Origin of the sequence: Bacillus sp. PS108 (genome assembly GCF_037963335.1) — a bacterium.
GTDB classification, from domain to species: domain Bacteria; phylum Bacillota; class Bacilli; order Bacillales; family Bacillaceae; genus Bacillus; species Bacillus subtilis.
The window spans coordinates 2,786,101-2,804,045 of the sequence record NZ_CP150155.1 but is presented as its reverse complement, the minus strand read 5'-3'; the positions used below and the strand labels follow the sequence as shown (position 1 = coordinate 2,804,045).

Genomic DNA, 17,945 nt, shown 5'->3' with positions numbered 1-17,945 from the left:
ACATGGCTTACACAATAGGGGTTGATTTTGGAACTTTATCAGGAAGAGCGGTGCTCGTTCATGTCCAAACAGGGGAGGAACTTGCGGCTGCTGTAAAAGAATACAGGCATGCTGTCATTGATACCGTCCTTCCAAAAACGGGTCAAAAGCTGCCGCGTGACTGGGCGCTGCAGCACCCTGCTGATTACCTCGAAGTCTTGGAAACAACCATTCCGTCTTTACTCGAACAGACGGGCGTTGAACCGAAAGACATTATCGGGATTGGAATTGATTTCACGGCATGTACGATCCTTCCTATTGACAGCAGCGGGCAGCCGTTATGCATGCTGCCTGAATATGAAGAGGAGCCGCACAGCTATGTGAAGCTCTGGAAGCATCATGCGGCCCAAAAACATGCTGATCGGCTCAATCAAATCGCGGAAGAAGAAGGAGAGGCTTTTTTACAGCGGTACGGAGGAAAAATTTCATCAGAATGGATGATTCCAAAGGTCATGCAAATTGCCGAGGAAGCGCCTCACATTTATGAAGCGGCTGACCGGATCATCGAGGCTGCAGACTGGATCGTGTACCAGCTGTGCGGCTCGCTCAAGCGAAGCAATTGTACCGCAGGGTATAAAGCGATGTGGAGTGAAAAAGCGGGGTATCCGTCAGATGATTTCTTTGAGAAATTAAATCCTTCAATGAAAACGATTACAAAGGACAAATTGTCAGGTTCTATTCATTCAGTAGGAGAAAAAGCCGGCAGTCTGACTGAAAAAATGGCAAAGCTGACAGGGCTTCTCCCGGGAACGGCTGTTGCGGTTGCCAATGTGGACGCTCATGTTTCCGTACCGGCGGTCGGCATTACAGAGCCAGGGAAAATGCTGATGATTATGGGAACCTCGACGTGCCATGTTCTACTTGGTGAAGAGGTGCATATCGTTCCAGGAATGTGCGGCGTTGTGGACAACGGAATTCTCCCGGGCTATGCGGGATATGAAGCCGGGCAGTCCTGTGTCGGCGATCATTTTGACTGGTTTGTGAAAACATGTGTCCCGCCAGCTTATCAAGAGGAAGCAAAGGAAAAAAACATTGGCGTTCATGAGCTGCTGAGTGAGAAAGCAAACCATCAAGCGCCTGGTGAAAGCGGCTTGCTTGCTTTAGATTGGTGGAATGGAAACCGTTCAACTCTTGTTGATGCAGATTTAACAGGGATGCTGCTTGGCATGACACTGCTGACGAAGCCTGAAGAGATTTATAGAGCGTTAGTTGAAGCGACAGCTTACGGAACCCGGATGATTATCGAAACATTCAAAGAAAGCGGTGTTCCGATTGAGGAACTGTTCGCAGCCGGCGGAATAGCTGAGAAAAACCCGTTTGTCATGCAGATTTATGCGGATGTGACAAACATGGACATTAAAATCTCTGGTTCACCGCAAGCACCAGCCTTAGGATCTGCCATTTTCGGCGCGCTTGCAGCAGGCAAAGAAAAAGGCGGCTACGATGACATCAAAGAGGCAGCGGCGAACATGGGAAAACTGAAAGATATAACTTATACGCCAAATGCCGAAAACGCCGCGGTTTATGAAAAATTGTACGCTGAATATAAAGAGCTGGTTCATTATTTCGGAAAAGAAAACCATGTCATGAAGCGTCTGAAAACGATCAAAAATCTTCAATTTTCATCTGCCGCCAAAAAGAATTGAAAAAGGGTGATGGAGCATGCTTGAAACATTAAAAAAAGAAGTGCTGGCTGCCAACCTGAAGCTGCAAGAGCATCAGCTGGTAACCTTTACGTGGGGAAATGTCAGCGGCATTGACCGTGAAAAAGGAAGAATTGTCATCAAACCTAGCGGAGTCGAATACAGCGACCTTACAGCAGATGACTTGGTTGTTTTGAACCTTGATGGAGAGGTCGTCGAAGGCTCGCTTAAGCCTTCTTCAGATACACCTACCCATGTTTATTTATATAAAGCCTTTCCGAATATCGGGGGAATTGTCCATACCCATTCTCAATGGGCGACAAGCTGGGCACAATCGGGGAGAGACATCCCTCCGTTAGGCACGACCCATGCTGATTATTTTGACAGTGCGATTCCATGTACTCGTGAAATGTACGATGAAGAAATCATTCATGACTACGAACTGAATACAGGAAAAGTCATAGCGGAAACCTTTCAGCATCATAATTACGAACAGGTGCCGGGTGTGCTCGTGAATAATCACGGACCGTTCTGCTGGGGCACTGACGCCTTAAATGCCATTCATAACGCAGTTGTATTAGAAACGGTTGCCGAAATGGCCTATCACTCCATTGTGCTAAACAAGGATGTAACCCCAATCAATACAGTCCTGCATGAAAAGCATTTTTATCGAAAACACGGAGCAAATGCGTATTATGGCCAGTCATGATACGCCTGTGTCACCGGCTGGCATTCTGATTGACTTGGACGGTACTGTATTCAGAGGAAATGAGTTGATCGAAGGAGCAAGAGAAGCGATCAAAACGCTTAGGAGAATGGGAAAGAAAATCGTCTTTTTAAGCAACCGGGGGAATATCTCCCGTGCCATGTGCAGAAAAAAACTTCTTGGCGCGGGGATAGAAACGGACGTAAACGACATTGTTCTGTCATCAAGCGTGACAGCGGCTTTTCTGAAAAAACATTATCGTTTTTCAAAGGTATGGGTGCTTGGGGAACAAGGCTTGGTTGACGAGCTGAGGCTGGCCGGTGTGCAGAACGCGAACGAACCGAAGGAAGCGGATTGGCTCGTGATCTCCCTTCATGAAACGCTCACGTACGACGATTTAAATCAAGCCTTTCAAGCGGCTGCCGGCGGCGCTCGTATTATCGCTACAAACAAAGACCGCTCTTTTCCGAACGAAGACGGAAATGCCATTGATGTGGCTGGAATGATTGGGGCAATTGAGACTTCTGCACAAGCGAAGACTGAACTTGTTGTCGGAAAGCCGTCATGGCTGATGGCGGAGGCTGCCTGTACAGCAATGGGGCTGTCCGCACATGAATGCATGATTATAGGAGACAGCATTGAATCTGACATTGCGATGGGGAAGCTTTATGGCATGAAAAGCGCCTTAGTGCTAACTGGTTCTGCGAAACAGGGTGAACAGCGTTTGTACACGCCGGATTATGTGCTGGATTCTATTAAGGATGTAACCAAATTGGCTGAGGAGGGGATTCTGATATGAATCGTATCGCAGCTGACGTTCAGCGTGCTTTTGAACACGCCGGAGAAAAGACGTCGCCTATAAAAGTTGAAGAAATTGTTCTCGGTAAACAAGCAGCTGATTCGTTTTTGGATTATGTAAAAAGAAAAAACAACAAACATATTGTCCTTGTCTGCGACGCGAATACACACCGCATTGCAGGAATTGATCTGGAAAATCAGCTGAATCAAGCAGGATTTCAGGCCGAGTGCCTGATCATCCCAGAAAATGAAGCCGGAGATGTGACAGCTGATGAACGATCGCTCATTCATGTGCTGATCCATACGAAACAACCAACGGATGTCATGATCGCAGTCGGTTCGGGCACGATTCATGATATCGTCCGCTTTGCGGCGTTTCAAAGAGATTTGCCGTTTATTTCTTATCCGACTGCTCCATCTGTAGACGGTTTTACATCAGCAGGGGCGCCGATTATTTTATACGGCACGAAAACAACCATTCAAACGAAGGCCCCGTCTGCGCTGTTCGCTGATCTGGATCTATTAAAAGCGGCACCGCAGTCAATGGTGGCAGCTGGCTTTGGTGACATGCTCGGTAAAATAACGTCTTTAGCAGATTGGGAAATATCCCGGCATCTTGCCGGCGAGCCTTATTCGCCAGCAGGAGCTAAGATCGTTCAGGAGGCGCTTGCTGCCTGCATTGAACACACAGAAGACATTGCGATGAAAACGGAAACAGGCATACGGGTTTTGATGGAGTCTTTACTTGTATCGGGGCTTGTCATGCTGGCATTAGATCATTCCCGCCCGGCATCAGGCGGAGAGCATCATATTTCACATTGGATTGAGATGGAATTAATGGAGAAAAAACGGCCACAGATTCTTCATGGGGCAAAGGTGGGCTGTGCAGCTGTTTTATTAACTGACACATACAGAAAGCTCGCTCAGGATGACGGGCTGAACGAATTTTCACCGAGCCGGCGGCAAGCCATCCAATCGGCTTATCAAACTCTCCCGGAAGGAGAAGTGCTGGCTGATTGGCTGAGATCAGCCGGAGGCCCTGCGTATTTTGACGAAATCGGTGTCGGGCAGGATTCCGTCAAGAATGCCTTCAGACATGCGCACACCTTAAGAGACCGCTGCACCGGATTAAGAATCATTAATGAAAACAAAACGCTGATCAACCATGGTCTATATGAATAGCCCGCACCTCGAATGGAAGGGGTAACGCAGATGAAAAAAATGACTGTCTGTTTTCTTGTGCTCATGATGCTGCTGACATTAGTCATTGCCGGGTGTTCAGCAGAAAAATCATCCGGCAAATCGGGTGAAACCGAGCTGACCTTTTGGACATTTAACGGGCTTCATGAGCAGTTCTATGTGGAAATGGTGAAGGAATGGAACAAAAAATATCCTGACCGCAAAATTAAGCTGAATACGGTCGTTTATCCATATGGACAAATGCACGATAACTTATCTATCTCCCTAATAGCGGGAGAAGGCGTTCCTGATATTGCAGATGTCGAATTGGCCCGTTTTTCAAACTTTTTGAAGGGCTCTGACATACCGCTTGCCGACTTGACTCCGCTGATTGAAAAGGATCGCGATAAATTCGTTGAGGCGCGGCTGACATTGTACAGCAAAAACGGAAAGCTTTACGGACTCGATACACATGTAGGGACAACGGTCATGTTTTATAACATGGATGTGATGAAAAAAGCCGGCGTCAATCCTGACGATATTAAAACATGGGATGATTACCATAAAGCCGGACAGAAAGTGCGCAAAGTGACCGGGAAGCCGATGGGAACGGTGGAAACAAATGATTCCGCAACGTTCTTATCTATGATTTCACAGCAAAACTCAGGCTATTTTGATAAAAACGGCAAGCTGATCCTCAATAATGACACCAACGTAAAAACACTTCAATATTTAAAAGACATGATCAATGATAAAACGATGATTCCTGCGCCGGGCGGCGGGCATCACAGTGAAGAATACTACGGCTTTATGAACCAAGGAGGAGCTGCTTCAGTCCTCATGCCGATTTGGTATATGGGAAGATTTATCGATTATATGCCTGATCTGAAAGGGAAGATTGCCATCAGGCCGCTCCCGGCATGGAAAGAGGGGGGCGACCGCTCGGCAGGCTTGGGCGGTACGGCAACCGTTGTGCCGAAGCAATCCAAGCATGTTGAGTTAGCAAAAGAGTTTTTGGCCTTTGCGAAGGGCTCTGAAGAAGGAAATAAAAAACTCTGGAGCGTACTCGGCTTTGACCCGCTTCGCTGGGATGTTTGGAGCTCCAAGGAATTGAAAGAGAAAAACAAATACACGGATTACTTCCAAAACGGAACAGGCATTTTTTCTGTGCTGCTCGATATCAAGGATGAAATCAATCCAATTTATTTACATGAGGATTTTGCCAAGGCTTCAGACCTTGTCAACAGAAGCGTATTGTTCGACGCGCTTAAATCTCAGCAAAAAACGCCTAAACAAGCCTTGGACAGAGCGGCAGGTGAACTGAAACAGAAATAGAATCCCATTCAAAAAGTGAAAGCGGGGAGGTTCTCATGAAACCTGTGAAAACAGGAACGGTTCATCCCGTTCCTTCAGCTGCGAAACAATCAGGCTGGCGAGATCTATTTTATTCGAAAAAAGCGGCGCCCTATCTGTTTACAGCGCCATTCGTTTTATCCTTTCTCGTATTTTTTCTATACCCCATCATTAGTGTCTTCATCATGAGCTTTCAAAGAATATTGCCGGGAGAGGTGTCCTTTGTCGGTTTGTCTAATTATACAGCGCTAAACAACCCGACGTTCTATACCGCCCTTTGGAATACGCTGGAATACACCTTTTGGACGCTGATCGTGCTGATTCCTGTCCCATTGCTTCTGGCCATATTCCTGAATTCAAAGCTGGTCAAATTTAGAAATATATTTAAATCAGCACTATTCATCCCGGCATTGACCTCAACCATTGTCGCGGGGATCATTTTTCGGCTGATCTTCGGAGAAATGGAAACGTCTCTGGCCAATTCCATCCTACTCAAACTCGGCTTTTCACCTCAGAACTGGATGAACAATGAACATACCGGCATGTTTTTGATGGTGCTGCTTGCTTCATGGAGATGGATGGGAATCAACATCCTTTACTTTTTAGCCGGTTTGCAAAATGTGCCGAAAGAGCTGTACGAAGCCGCTGATATAGACGGCGCGAATACAATGAAAAAATTTATGCACATCACGCTGCCGTTTCTCAAGCCTGTAACCGTATATGTGCTGACCATCAGCATCATCGGCGGCTTCAGGATGTTTGAGGAAAGCTACGTCCTTTGGCAGAATAATTCCCCGGGTAATATTGGTCTGACGCTTGTCGGATATTTGTATCAGCAGGGGCTTGCCTACAACGAAATGGGGTATGGAGCGGCTATCGGCATTGTGCTTTTGATTGTGATCCTTGTTGTCAGCCTGATCTCATTAAAGCTGTCAGGCTCGTTTAAGGGGGAGGGATAAATGTTGCGGCACAGTCCTCAGTTTAGCGTTTATAGAATTGCGCTAACCCTGTTTTTTATGATGCTGAGCCTATTGTATCTTTTTCCGATTTTCTGTTTGCTTTTAGGATCATTAAAGCCGTCATCTGAGCTTTTGCGTGTGGGGCTGAATCTTGAAATTGATCCAAAAGTGATGAGTTTTGATAACTACACATTTCTGTTTAATGGCGGCAGCATTTATTTCAAATGGTTTTTTAACAGTCTTGTACTCGGACTTTTTACGACCGTGCTCACTCTGTTTTTTTCTTCGATGATCGGGTACGGGCTTGCGGTTTATGATTTTAAGGGCAGAAATATCATCTTTGTTCTTGTGCTGATTATCATGATGGTTCCGCTGGAAGTGATGATGCTTCCTTTGTTTAAGCTTACTGTCGGACTGCACTTGATCGATTCATATACAGGTGTCATATTGCCGTTTATCGTTTCACCTGTTGCCGTTTTCTTTTTCAGGCAATATGCTCTTGGCCTTCCAAGAGATCTGCTGGACTCTGCAAGGATGGACGGCTGTACGGAATTCGGCATCTTTTTCAGGATTATGGCACCGCTGATGAAACCGGCTTTTGGTGCGATGATTATCCTTCAGTCCTTAAACAGCTGGAACAACTTCTTATGGCCGCTGATTGTGCTTCGGTCGAAAGAAATGTTTACGCTTCCAATAGGGCTGTCCAGCTTGCTGAGCCCTTATGGCAACAACTATGACATGCTTATATCCGGCTCAGTATTTGCGATTTTGCCGGTGATTATCATTTTCTTGTTTTTCCAAAAGTACTTTATCTCCGGCCTGACGGTAGGGGGAGTCAAAGGTTAATGAAGGAGGAAACGTGTGATGAAAAAAGCGCGAATGATTGTAGACAAAGAATATAAAATCGGTGAAGTAGATAAACGGATTTATGGCTCGTTTATCGAACATATGGGTCGTGCGGTATATGAAGGCATATACGAGCCTGATCACCCTGAAGCGGATGAAGATGGATTTAGAAAAGATGTCCAGTCGCTGATCAAAGAATTACAGGTTCCCATCATCCGCTATCCGGGCGGAAACTTTTTATCCGGATACAACTGGGAGGATGGTGTCGGACCAGTCGAAAACCGCCCGAGACGGCTTGACTTGGCATGGCAAACGACAGAAACCAATGAAGTGGGAACAAATGAATTTTTATCTTGGGCAAAAAAGGTGAACACTGAGGTCAATATGGCCGTCAACCTTGGCACAAGAGGCATAGATGCCGCCCGTAATCTCGTTGAATATTGCAACCATCCGAAAGGCTCTTACTGGAGTGATTTAAGAAGATCGCATGGCTATGAACAGCCGTATGGCATCAAAACATGGTGCTTAGGAAACGAAATGGATGGACCGTGGCAGATCGGCCACAAAACAGCTGATGAATACGGACGGCTTGCTGCAGAGACAGCAAAGGTCATGAAGTGGGTTGACCCATCAATTGAACTCGTTGCCTGCGGCAGCTCAAACAGCGGCATGCCGACCTTTATCGATTGGGAAGCGAAGGTGCTTGAGCATACGTATGAGCATGTCGACTATATCTCTCTTCACACTTACTACGGAAACCGGGATAACAATCTGCCAAACTACTTGGCACGTTCTATGGATTTGGATCATTTTATCAAATCAGTCGCTGCGACCTGTGACTATGTAAAAGCAAAAACACGCAGCAAGAAAACTATCAATCTCTCTCTGGATGAATGGAACGTCTGGTACCACTCAAATGAGGCTGATAAAAAAGTCGAGCCGTGGATCACTGCGCGTCCGATTTTAGAGGATATTTACAATTTTGAAGATGCCTTATTAGTCGGCTCTCTGCTCATTACGATGCTGCAGCACGCAGACCGTGTGAAAATTGCGTGTCTTGCACAGCTTGTCAATGTCATCGCGCCGATCATGACGGAAAAAGGCGGAGAAGCATGGAGACAGCCGATTTTCTATCCATACATGCATGCTTCTGTTTACGGAAGGGGCGAGTCACTGAAACCGCTTATTTCTTCTCCTAAGTACGATTGTTCTGATTTCACTGATGTGCCATATGTTGATGCTGCTGTTGTGTACTCTGAAGAGGAAGAAACACTCACTATTTTTGCGGTAAACAAGGCTGAGGATCAGATGGAGACGGAGATTTCGCTCAGAGGCTTTGAATCCTACCAAATCGCAGAGCACATCGTACTTGAGCATCAGGATATCAAAGCAACAAACCAGTATAACAGAAAAAATGTCGTTCCGCATTCCAACGGATCATCGTCTGTCAGCGAAAACGGCTTAACTGCTCATTTCACGCCGCTTTCCTGGAATGTGATCCGCCTGAAAAAACAGTCATAAGAATAAGCAAAGCCGGAGAGAAATCTCCGGCTTGTCTTTCAACTGCCACGAGCCGGCCCGTTCAAGCCGGCTTTTTGTATAGGAAAAAATGACCGCTTTTCACCATAAAATTATGATATATTTATGAAAAACAGCAAAGGGGATGGGAGAAAATGAATGCGGTTACAATTGTGATAGCATCAATGTGTATTTTGGCTATTGCCTATCGTTTATACGGAACATTTATGATGGTGAAGGTGCTCAAAGTGAATGATGACAAGCCAACACCTGCTCATGCGCTTGAGGATGGGAAAGACTATGTGCCTACAAATAAATGGGTTTCGTTCGGCCACCACTTTGCCGCGATCGCAGCGGCCGGGCCGCTGGTCGGACCAATTCTGGCGGCGCAGTTTGGCTATTTGCCGGGATTATTGTGGCTGTTAATCGGGGCGGTAATTGGGGGAGCCGTCCATGATATTGTGGTGTTGTTTGCATCGATGCGCAAAAACGGAAAATCGCTGTCGGAAGTGGCGAAGGATGAGCTTGGCCCTGTTGCAGGATTTTGTACAGGACTGTCCATGCTGTTTATCATCACGATCACAATGGCGGGCCTGTCGATGGTTGTCTTGCATGCGCTTGAACGTAATCCATGGGGAACATTTGCGGTAGGGATTACGATTCCGATTGCGATGGGTGTGGGCTTATTTTATAAGAAAACGGGAAATTTAAAGCTCGCTTCAACGGTCGGCTTTCTCTTTTTAATGGCAGGAGTCTTTATTGGTCCATGGGTACAGACTACCGCGCTCGGTGACTTTTTAACGCTAGATACGAAAACGCTTGCAATCGCGCTTCCTGTTTACGCGTTTTTTGCTGCTGCGCTTCCCGTTTGGCTGCTTCTTGCTCCGCGTGATTATTTAAGCAGCTTTATGAAAATCGGTGTTTTTATCGCTTTGATTGTTGGTGTGTTTGTCGTCAATCCGTCCATTCCGTTCCCTGCGTTTACAGAATTCGTAAAAGGCGGCGGGCCGGTGCTGGCAGGGCCTGTCTGGCCGTTCATCTCAATAACCATCGCCTGCGGGGCGATCTCTGGGTTCCATGCCTTTGTCGGCTCAGGAACGACACCGAAAATGCTGAATAAATGGAGTGATATGAAGCCGGTTGCGTTTGGCGCAATGCTTGTTGAGTGTCTTGTCGGCATCATGGCGCTGATTGCAGCGACCGCTTTACAGCCTGCTGATTACTTTGCGATTAACAGCACGCCTGAGGTTTTCCGTACGCTTGGCATGAATGTCGTACATTTGCCTGAATTGAGCAGGGAAATCGGTTTGGACTTAGAAGGAAGAACAGGGGGAGCCGTCACGCTTGCGGTGGGGATGACTTATATTTTTACCGGAATGCCGTTTTTCAGCCATTTGGCCTCATACTTTTTCCAATTTGTCATTATGTTTGAAGCGGTCTTTATTTTAACAGCGATTGACGCCGGCACACGCGTCGCCCGTTATTTGATCCAGGACTTCTTCGGGGAGGTGTATAAGCCGCTGAAGAAAACAGACTGGATTCCGGGCTCTGTATTTGCCAGCGCGCTTGCCTGTTTGATGTGGGGGTACTTGCTGTATTCAGGAGATATCGGTTCCATTTGGGCGCTGTTCGGCGTTTCTAATCAGCTGATGGCTTCAGTGGGGCTGATTATCGGAGCGACGATCGTGCTGAAAATAGCCGATAAACGCCGGTACATTCTGACCTGTCTTATCCCGCTTGCCTATTTATATGTCACTGTCAATTATGCGGGCTATTGGATGGTGCGCAATGTGTATCTCAATCCTGAAGCAGCAGGATATAGTGTATTGAATGGCGTATTATCTATCATCATGCTGGTGTTAGGCTTCATCATTATCGTGGCGGCTGTGAAAAAATGGGCGCAGATGTGGAAAGATCCGAGCTTAAGGATGGAAGCATCTATACCGGGCTAGAAGGACTATTGAAAAATGCTGAGGGGGGTTGGCAATGAATCTATCAATGAAATATCTTATTCTATACGTATCGGACAGCCAGCGGGCTATTCATTTTTACCGGGATATTTTAGGACTGCCGATTCGTGCTGAACACGGCACGTATGTCGAATTTGAAACAGGGTCTACGATATTGGCGCTTAATACCCGGGAAAGCGCCAGAGACATCACGGCGCTGGACATTCCGGATACATCTGCTTCAAACACATTTGAAATCGGGTTTGTTACTGAAAATGTAGAAGCGGTCATCAAAAGGATGAGAGAACAAGGCGTATCGATTATCGGGGAGCCGAAAGTGAAACCATGGGGGCAGACGGTCGCCTATATCGCTGATCCGGATGGACATTATATCGAAATTTGCAGTCCGATGGAATAACGCACAAAAGCCCAAAACAATGTCTGTTTTGGGCTTTCTCATGATGTTTTGTGCCCGGCTGCTTCCAATAGCAGATCAGCCAGGTGAACGGCTCTGACTTTACCGCTTAGTCCTTCGCGTTCAATGCCGAGCTTCATCTGCAGCAGGCAGCCAGGATTTGCTGTTACAATGAGGATTGCTTCGGTTGCTTTGACGGCAGCCATTTTACTGTCCAGTATTCTCATAGACATTTCAGCTTCGACGATGTTGTAAATTCCCGCTGATCCGCAGCAGCTGTCTGCTTTCTCCATTTCTTTGAATTCAGCCCCTTTGATGCTTTTAAGAAGCTGGCGGGGCTCAAGCGACGTATGCATTACATTTCTTAGGTGGCATGAATCTTGGTAGGTAACGACCTGAGGCGTCTCGAGCGCTAAGTCCATTTGATGGAAATCGAGTTCAACCAAAACGGAAGAAAAATCCTTCAGCTTTTGAACAAAAGCGGCGGCCCGCTCCGACCATTCCGGGTCATCCTTCAGCAAATGATCATATTCGGTAAGAAAGGCTCCGCATCCTCCTGCGTTTGTAATGACAGCATCCACGTCTAATGCTTCGAAAGCAGTGATATTTTGTTTCGCGAGCTCTTTCCCTGTGTTTTTTTCACCGCTGTGTCCATGAAGCGCCCCGCAGCAAGCCTGTTCAGGCGGAATGACAATGTCGCAGCCTGCCAGCTGTAAAAGCTTCAATGTAGCGTTATTGGTCGGTAAAAACATTGTATCCATTAAGCAGCCCGAAAAAAAGGCGACCCGTTTTTTCATGGGGCCAATGGAAGGCAGGAAACGCGGCCGATGTTTCATGTCTTTGCTTTTTGGAACATCAGGAAGAACAGCTTCCATCGTCCGCAAATGCTCAGGCAGGACCCGAAGCATGCCTGATTTTCGCACAGCGGTTTGCAGTCCTGAACGCTGATACAAACCGATAAGGCTTACAGCTGAGCGCATGCGGTTTTGATGCGGAAACAGCTCGTGAAAAGCCGTCTTTCGCATGACACGTTCACCAAGAGAGTGTTTTTTATTTTGGTGGATAATATCTCTGGCTTCCTCAAGCAGCTGCCCGTATTTCACGCCAGACGGGCATACAGGCTCACAGGCGCGGCAGCCGAGGCAAAGTGACAGCGACCGTTCGACATCTTCATCCGGTTCAATCATACCGTCGGCTACGGCTTTCATTAAGGCGATGCGCCCACGCGGAGAGTGTGTTTCCTGAAATCCCGATTCGATATAGGTCGGACAGGAAGGAAGACAGAAGCCGCAGCGCATACAATTTAATAACTCTCCTTCATCCATACGCTCTTTAAATTCATTTTGGATCTGTTTCATTTCTTTTTCTGTTGTCATCTTTCCGCCACCACACGTTTTCTGGCATCTTTCGCAAACATTTTGCCGGGATTTAATATGTTCCGGGGGTCAAATGCCGCTTTCAACGCTTTCATCGCATCAATGCCTTCTTTTTTCAGCTTCATTTCCAAGTAAGGCGCTTTCATTTCCCCGACTCCGTGCTCTCCGGTTATCGTCCCGCCAAGTTCAATCGCTTTCTCAAAAATCTCGGCAAAAGCCTGTTCGACACGTTCCATTTCATCCTTATTTCTTATGTCTGTCGTGCATGTCGGGTGAAGGTTCCCGTCTCCCGCATGACCAAAGGTGCAGATGGAAATATCATATTTAGCAGCAATATCATTAATCGCTTTAACCATATTGGCGATTTCTGAGCGAGGAACGGTCGCATCCTCTAAAATCGTCGTCGGTTTGAGGCGGGCTAGGGCAGAAAGTGCAGAACGCCGGGCTTCAGTCAGGGCAAACGCTTCCTCCTCTGTTTGTGCGGTCTGAACGGAAACGGCGTCGCCTTTTTTGCAGATCGCCTCAATCTTTTCCATATCCCGTTCAACAGTTTCAAATGGCCCGTCTTGTTCAATTAACAGAACTGCTTTTGCGCTTGTCGGAAGTCCGATTTTGGCATAATCCTCAATCACCAATAGTGTAGGCTGATCGAGAAATTCAAGCGTAGCGGGTATAATTTTTGCGGCAATAATGTCCGATACCGTTTGAGCAGCGGCATCGATGTTTTCATAAAGGGCAAGCAGCGTCTTCTTTGTTTCCGGCTTTGGAACGAGCTTGACGATTGCCTCTGTCACAATGCCGAGTGTTCCTTCTGAGCCGACAAAAAGACGTGTGAGATCGTATCCGGCCACATCCTTTGCGAGTTTTCCGCCGGTGCGGATGATGTCACCATTTGCGAGCACAACCTCCAGTCCAATAACATAGTCGCGGGTGACGCCGTATTTTAATCCGCGGAGCCCGCCGGAATTTTCATTGATGTTTCCGCCCATGGTTGATATTTTCATAGAACTCGGGTCAGGCGGATAAAACAAGCCTTTGCTTTCAACCGCGCGGATCATATCCAGCGTAATGACGCCCGGCTGAACTGTGGCAGTTAAATTTTCTTCATCAATTTCAAGAATCTGGTTCATGTGCTTAAAGAGAAGCACAAGTCCGCCTTCAGTCGGGCACGTGCCGCCGCACAGGTTTGTCCCTGATCCTCTTGGAACGATCGGCACTCGATGTTCGCTGCAAATTGTTAAAATGCGTGATATTTCATCAGTATTCCTCGGAGCAATCACGGCATCAGGCATAGACTGATACTGAGGCGTCGCATCATATGAATAGACGAGACGGCCGGCATTCGAGTCATCAAAGTTTTCTGGTCCGGAGACCTGAATCAGCTGCTCCTTTACATCCTTGGTGATCATTTCACCCATCCCCCTGTCAAAAAACGCTTTCAATCTATTTTAAAAGAAAAAAAGCAAAGCCTTCCATGGAGAAACATACAAAAAATGAAACTGAAACTCTCTCTATTTTGTATCTTGATCTAAAAAATAGAGTGCGACGTACATCGTGACGACGTCCTCGGTACGGTCAAAACGTAATCCCGTCAGCTGTTCAGCCTTAGCCAGACGATAACGCAATGTATTGATGTGTATATGCATGTCTTCAGCGGTTTGTTTCAAAGACAAATCGTGATGAAAGAAAGTCCGTATCGTATTCATAAGTTCCTGATGCTCTAGCGCCTTTCCTAATACTCTTTGCGGAAATTCGTTTCGTGTTCCCGGGCTGATCTCCGTCAGACACATATCAAGCTTCAGATCCTCTTCAAATATGGGCGTTTTTCGCTTAAGGCTGACAGCCAGCGCTTTTTCTGCTTGCTCGTATGAATCTGTCAGGCTGGAGCTTGCGACAGCCCTTCCGGCGCCAGCTGCTGTATATTGGCTGCTTGCGATATTGGCAAACGAACAAATGTGAAGGATTTTCCGTAAAAGCCGATTCCTTTGTTCATGCTGCGGCACTTCATGATTAATCAAAATCCGTTCATTTCCCCACCTGATGAACAAATCCGCAGGGTACAAGGATTTCCAGCTGCGTGCCATTTGTTCAATATCATGACGTGACCACTCATACCCCTGAATAAGAATCATTTGGCGCCGGGAGGAAAGGTCAACACCAAGAAGCTGAGCTTTCTCAAGAAAACTGGGAGACCACTCCTTTAGTTGCAGCCAATCGATCATAAAGGACTCCAGCATTCTCTCACGCCACTGGGATTGCTCTAAGTGCCGCGATTCCTTAATGAACAGCTCTGTCATTTTTCGAAGCAGTTCTCCGAATGGCTGAATCTCTGCAGGCTCACCTGTCAGCCCGAAGACGGCGATCACATCATGGTCAAAAAATACAGGGAGGTTTATGCCTGCTTTCACTCCTTTTAACCTTGTTTCATCTTCTTTTGTAATAATCACGCTGCGTCTTTCTTTTGCGCAGATAAGCGCTCCCTCATGAAATTGTCCGACACGCTCATCGTTTGTGCCTGCCATAATAAGACCGTCCGTGTTTACAATAATGACTTCACGTTCGTACATTTTTTTAACTTCAGCAATAATTTTTTTCGCTAATAACGGCTGTAAAAACATGGCGTTCCCCCTCATCATGTTTTTATTATATAAGAAAAAAACCGGGCGCTGTCACCCGGTTTCATGTCTTATTCGGCGGGTTTTAATCCGCCTTCAAGCGTTTTCAGCATTTCGTTTTTCTCACTTTCGGATGCGTGCTGCCAAATGACTTCGAATAAAACGCCGAGCCCTGGAAGCATTTTTTCTTCACCGCTTTGAATCGCATCTACGATTGTATGCTCAAGCTGCTCCTGATTATTGCCGGTGACATTGGAGATGACGGCATGACGTAAATTAAGATCCATGTAAAACGCTCCTTTTTCTAAAATGTAATACGTATATTCTAACCCTGCACCTGGTTTATTATGTGCTGTTCTTGCGATATAATAACATCATGTTAAAAAAAGGAGCGCCACATAGACAGTGAAACAAATAGAATCGGCAAAAAACCAAAAAGTGAAGGATTGGAAAAAGCTTCACACAAAAAAAGAACGAACAAAAACAAATACATTTCTGATAGAGGGAGAACACCTCGTTGAAGAGGCGTTGAAAAGCCCGGGCATTGTGAAAGAAATCCTTGTAAAGGATGAAACCAAGATTCCTTCAGATCTTGAGACTGGTATCCAGTGCTATATGCTGAGTGAAGATGCGTTTTCAGCTGTGACTGAAACCGAAACGCCGCAGCAGATTGCCGCTGTGTGCCATATGCCTGAAGAAAAGCTGGCAACGGCACGCAAGGTGCTGCTGATTGACGCTGTTCAAGATCCGGGAAACCTTGGCACAATGATTCGAACGGCTGATGCGGCCGGTTTGGATGCGGTTGTACTCGGTGACGGCACGGCGGACGCCTTTAACGGAAAAACACTGCGATCTGCTCAAGGATCTCACTTCCATATTCCTGTTGTGAGAAGAAACCTGCCTTCATATGTGGACGAATTGAAGGCAGAGGGCGTAAAAGTATACGGCACGGCGCTGCAAAACGGAGCGCCTTACCAGGAGATTCCTCAGTCTGAATCCTTTGCGCTCATTGTAGGAAATGAAGGTGCAGGGGTGGATGCTGCATTGCTGGAAAAAACGGATTTGAACCTGTACGTGCCGCTTTACGGACAGGCTGAATCACTAAACGTTGCGGTTGCGGCTGCCATCCTCGTGTATCACTTGCGAGGATAGTGTTGCGCCAAGCGTTGGATTTCTCTATAATAGAACATAATATTTCAAAAACCGTGACAGAGGACCTCAATTTCTGATCAACTGCTTTCCAGGGAGAAAATGCCGCTGACTGAGAGCATTTTTAACGCAGCCGGAAATTGGCTTCACCTCTTGAGTTGTCGCCGGGACCGCGTACATTGCGCGTAAAGGTGAACCGGAATCTGATTCCGTTATGTCAATGAAGCTGACGACAGCATCAGTCTGTCTGAAATAAGGGTGGTACCGCGGCCACAACTCGTCCCTTGTACAAGGGACGGGTTTTTTTTATTTTCCAAAGACATATGACGGTTTGTTTACATAAAAGGAGGATGCAAAATGGAAGAAAAGCTAAAACAGCTGGAACAAGAAGCTTTAGAACAAGTAGAAGCGGCAAGCTCATTGAAGGTTGTCAATGATATTCGGGTGCAATATCTCGGAAAAAAAGGGCCGATTACAGAAGTGCTGCGCGGAATGGGCAAGCTTTCTGCTGAGGAACGTCCAAAAATGGGGGCGCTCGCGAACGAAGTAAGGGAGCGTATTGCCAATGCGATTGCTGACAAAAACGAGAAGCTTGAAGAAGAGGAAATGAAGCAGAAGCTTGCAGGACAGACAATTGACGTCACGCTGCCGGGGAACCCTGTTGCAGTCGGCGGCCGCCATCCGCTCACTGTTGTCATTGAAGAAATTGAAGATTTATTTATCGGGATGGGCTACACAGTCGAGGAAGGGCCAGAGGTTGAAACGGATTACTACAACTTCGAATCGCTCAATCTTCCGAAAGAACACCCTGCGCGCGATATGCAGGACAGCTTTTACATCACAGAGGAAACTTTGATGAGAACGCAAACTTCTCCTGTCCAAACACGGACGATGGAAAAGCATAAAGGCAAAGGTCCAGTTAAAATCATTTGCCCGGGTAAAGTATATCGCCGTGATAACGATGATGCGACGCACTCTCACCAATTTATGCAAATTGAAGGGCTTGTCGTTGACAAAAACATCAGCATGAGTGATTTAAAAGGAACGCTTGAACTCGTTGCGAAAAAAATGTTCGGGCAAGACCGTGAAATCAGACTCCGCCCAAGCTTCTTCCCGTTTACTGAGCCTTCAGTAGAAGTGGATGTGACATGCTTTAAATGTGGTGGGAACGGCTGCTCAGTATGTAAAGGAACAGGCTGGATTGAAATCCTCGGTGCCGGAATGGTTCACCCGAACGTGCTTAAAATGGCTGGCTTTGATCCGAAGGAATATCAGGGCTTCGCATTCGGAATGGGTGTTGAGCGCATCGCGATGCTGAAATACGGCATTGATGATATCCGCCACTTCTATACAAACGATGTCAGATTTATTTCGCAGTTTAAACAGGCGTAAGAGGAGGA

17 protein-coding genes and 1 pseudogene are annotated in these 17,945 nt (G+C 46.7%); 13 read left to right on the top strand and 5 right to left on the bottom strand.

All coding sequences use genetic code 11. The annotated features are described in order from the left end of the window. The first annotated feature begins 2 nt into the window (after positions 1-2). The 11 genes and pseudogenes from araB to NSQ16_RS14520 all read left to right on the top strand — a co-directional run bounded on the left by araB (position 3) and on the right by NSQ16_RS14520 (position 11,408). Positions 3-1,685, top strand: coding sequence for a ribulokinase (gene araB / locus NSQ16_RS14570; RefSeq protein ID WP_230488323.1), 1,683 nt, complete (start codon positions 3-5; stop codon positions 1,683-1,685). Positions 1,686-1,701: 16 nt separating this feature from the next. Then, a complete protein-coding gene (gene araD / locus NSQ16_RS14565; RefSeq protein ID WP_230488322.1) occupies positions 1,702-2,391 on the top strand; it encodes an L-ribulose-5-phosphate 4-epimerase in 690 nt (229 codons plus the stop codon). Then, a complete protein-coding gene (araL, locus tag NSQ16_RS14560; protein WP_161477150.1) occupies positions 2,369-3,187 on the top strand; it encodes a sugar-phosphatase AraL in 819 nt (272 codons plus the stop codon). Before araD ends, araL begins: the two co-directional genes overlap by 23 nt. After that, positions 3,184-4,368: a sn-glycerol-1-phosphate dehydrogenase gene (gene egsA / locus NSQ16_RS14555; protein ID WP_230488321.1), complete on the top strand. Its 1,185-nt coding sequence runs from the start codon at positions 3,184-3,186 to the stop codon at positions 4,366-4,368. The genes araL and egsA overlap by 4 nt, the downstream gene beginning before the upstream one ends. Positions 4,369-4,398: 30 nt before the next feature. Further along, positions 4,399-5,700 (top strand): ABC transporter substrate-binding protein, encoded by a 1,302-nt coding sequence (locus NSQ16_RS14550; protein WP_004399072.1) that lies wholly within the window; start codon positions 4,399-4,401, stop codon positions 5,698-5,700. A 35-nt stretch (positions 5,701-5,735) separates the two neighbouring features. Next, complete coding sequence (locus NSQ16_RS14545) at positions 5,736-6,677, top strand: sugar ABC transporter permease (protein WP_014477609.1); 942 nt, start codon at positions 5,736-5,738, stop codon at positions 6,675-6,677. Further along, positions 6,678-7,523, top strand: a complete 846-nt coding sequence (gene araQ, locus NSQ16_RS14540; protein ID WP_043857022.1) for an arabinose ABC transporter permease AraQ — start codon at positions 6,678-6,680, stop codon at positions 7,521-7,523. It begins immediately after the preceding gene. 18 nt (positions 7,524-7,541) lie between these two features. Next, positions 7,542-9,044: an alpha-L-arabinofuranosidase AbfA gene (abfA, locus tag NSQ16_RS14535; RefSeq protein WP_069322806.1), complete on the top strand. Its 1,503-nt coding sequence runs from the start codon at positions 7,542-7,544 to the stop codon at positions 9,042-9,044. Between the two features lie 152 nt (positions 9,045-9,196). Then, the gene (gene cstA, locus NSQ16_RS14530; protein WP_014477607.1) at positions 9,197-10,993 is read left to right on the top strand and encodes a carbon starvation protein CstA; all 1,797 of its coding nucleotides are present in this window, start codon (positions 9,197-9,199) and stop codon (positions 10,991-10,993) included. Next, positions 10,936-11,125: pseudogene (locus NSQ16_RS14525) on the top strand (hypothetical protein). The gene cstA and the pseudogene NSQ16_RS14525 overlap by 58 nt, the downstream one beginning before the upstream one ends. Next, positions 11,040-11,408, top strand: coding sequence for a VOC family protein (locus NSQ16_RS14520; protein ID WP_225722185.1), 369 nt, complete (start codon positions 11,040-11,042; stop codon positions 11,406-11,408). The pseudogene NSQ16_RS14525 and the gene NSQ16_RS14520 overlap by 86 nt, the downstream one beginning before the upstream one ends. A gap of 38 nt (positions 11,409-11,446) precedes the next feature. Here NSQ16_RS14520 and NSQ16_RS14515 read toward each other — a convergent pair whose 3' ends face one another. From NSQ16_RS14515 to sspI, 4 genes are all read right to left on the bottom strand, one after another. Further along, a complete protein-coding gene (locus NSQ16_RS14515) occupies positions 11,447-12,781 on the bottom strand; it encodes a (Fe-S)-binding protein (RefSeq protein WP_230488320.1) in 1,335 nt (444 codons plus the stop codon). Beyond that, positions 12,778-14,190, bottom strand: a complete 1,413-nt coding sequence (gene glcD / locus NSQ16_RS14510; protein ID WP_144531090.1) for a glycolate oxidase subunit GlcD — start codon at positions 14,188-14,190, stop codon at positions 12,778-12,780. The genes NSQ16_RS14515 and glcD overlap by 4 nt, the downstream gene beginning before the upstream one ends. Positions 14,191-14,292: 102 nt before the next feature. Further along, a complete protein-coding gene (locus NSQ16_RS14505; protein WP_230488319.1) occupies positions 14,293-15,399 on the bottom strand; it encodes a CdaR family transcriptional regulator in 1,107 nt (368 codons plus the stop codon). Positions 15,400-15,467: 68 nt separating this feature from the next. Further along, positions 15,468-15,683, bottom strand: coding sequence for a small acid-soluble spore protein SspI (gene sspI, locus NSQ16_RS14500; RefSeq protein ID WP_021480275.1), 216 nt, complete (start codon positions 15,681-15,683; stop codon positions 15,468-15,470). Between the two features lie 118 nt (positions 15,684-15,801). Here sspI and NSQ16_RS14495 point away from each other — a divergent pair, with 118 nt between their 5' ends. Next, the gene (locus NSQ16_RS14495) at positions 15,802-16,548 is read left to right on the top strand and encodes an RNA methyltransferase (protein ID WP_015714484.1); all 747 of its coding nucleotides are present in this window, start codon (positions 15,802-15,804) and stop codon (positions 16,546-16,548) included. 66 nt (positions 16,549-16,614) lie between these two features. Here NSQ16_RS14495 and NSQ16_RS14490 read toward each other — a convergent pair whose 3' ends face one another. Next, positions 16,615-16,821, bottom strand: coding sequence for a hypothetical protein (locus NSQ16_RS14490; protein ID WP_128993261.1), 207 nt, complete (start codon positions 16,819-16,821; stop codon positions 16,615-16,617). Between the two features lie 81 nt (positions 16,822-16,902). Here NSQ16_RS14490 and pheS point away from each other — a divergent pair, with 81 nt between their 5' ends. Next, positions 16,903-17,937, top strand: coding sequence for a phenylalanine--tRNA ligase subunit alpha (gene pheS / locus NSQ16_RS14485; RefSeq protein ID WP_003229529.1), 1,035 nt, complete (start codon positions 16,903-16,905; stop codon positions 17,935-17,937). The last annotated feature ends 8 nt before the right edge of the window (positions 17,938-17,945 follow it).

Bases quoted from the DNA above. Each gene is read 5' to 3' on its own strand.
- araB (WP_230488323.1), top strand. From the start codon at position 3: ATGGCTTACACAATAGGGGTTGATTTTGGAACTTTATCAGGAAGAGCG.
- egsA (WP_230488321.1), top strand. From the start codon at position 3,184: ATGAATCGTATCGCAGCTGACGTTCAGCGTGCTTTTGAACACGCCGGA.
- cstA (WP_014477607.1), top strand. From the start codon at position 9,197: ATGAATGCGGTTACAATTGTGATAGCATCAATGTGTATTTTGGCTATT.
- NSQ16_RS14520 (WP_225722185.1), top strand. From the start codon at position 11,040: ATGAAATATCTTATTCTATACGTATCGGACAGCCAGCGGGCTATTCAT.
- araL (WP_161477150.1), top strand. From the start codon at position 2,369: ATGCGTATTATGGCCAGTCATGATACGCCTGTGTCACCGGCTGGCATT.
- NSQ16_RS14505 (WP_230488319.1), bottom strand. From the start codon at position 15,399: ATGTTTTTACAGCCGTTATTAGCGAAAAAAATTATTGCTGAAGTTAAA.
- araQ (WP_043857022.1), top strand. From the start codon at position 6,678: ATGTTGCGGCACAGTCCTCAGTTTAGCGTTTATAGAATTGCGCTAACC.
- glcD (WP_144531090.1), bottom strand. From the start codon at position 14,190: ATGATCACCAAGGATGTAAAGGAGCAGCTGATTCAGGTCTCCGGACCA.
- pheS (WP_003229529.1), top strand. From the start codon at position 16,903: ATGGAAGAAAAGCTAAAACAGCTGGAACAAGAAGCTTTAGAACAAGTA.
- sspI (WP_021480275.1), bottom strand. From the start codon at position 15,683: ATGGATCTTAATTTACGTCATGCCGTCATCTCCAATGTCACCGGCAAT.
- NSQ16_RS14545 (WP_014477609.1), top strand. From the start codon at position 5,736: ATGAAACCTGTGAAAACAGGAACGGTTCATCCCGTTCCTTCAGCTGCG.
- abfA (WP_069322806.1), top strand. From the start codon at position 7,542: ATGAAAAAAGCGCGAATGATTGTAGACAAAGAATATAAAATCGGTGAA.
- NSQ16_RS14515 (WP_230488320.1), bottom strand. From the start codon at position 12,781: ATGACAACAGAAAAAGAAATGAAACAGATCCAAAATGAATTTAAAGAG.
- araD (WP_230488322.1), top strand. From the start codon at position 1,702: ATGCTTGAAACATTAAAAAAAGAAGTGCTGGCTGCCAACCTGAAGCTG.
- NSQ16_RS14550 (WP_004399072.1), top strand. From the start codon at position 4,399: ATGAAAAAAATGACTGTCTGTTTTCTTGTGCTCATGATGCTGCTGACA.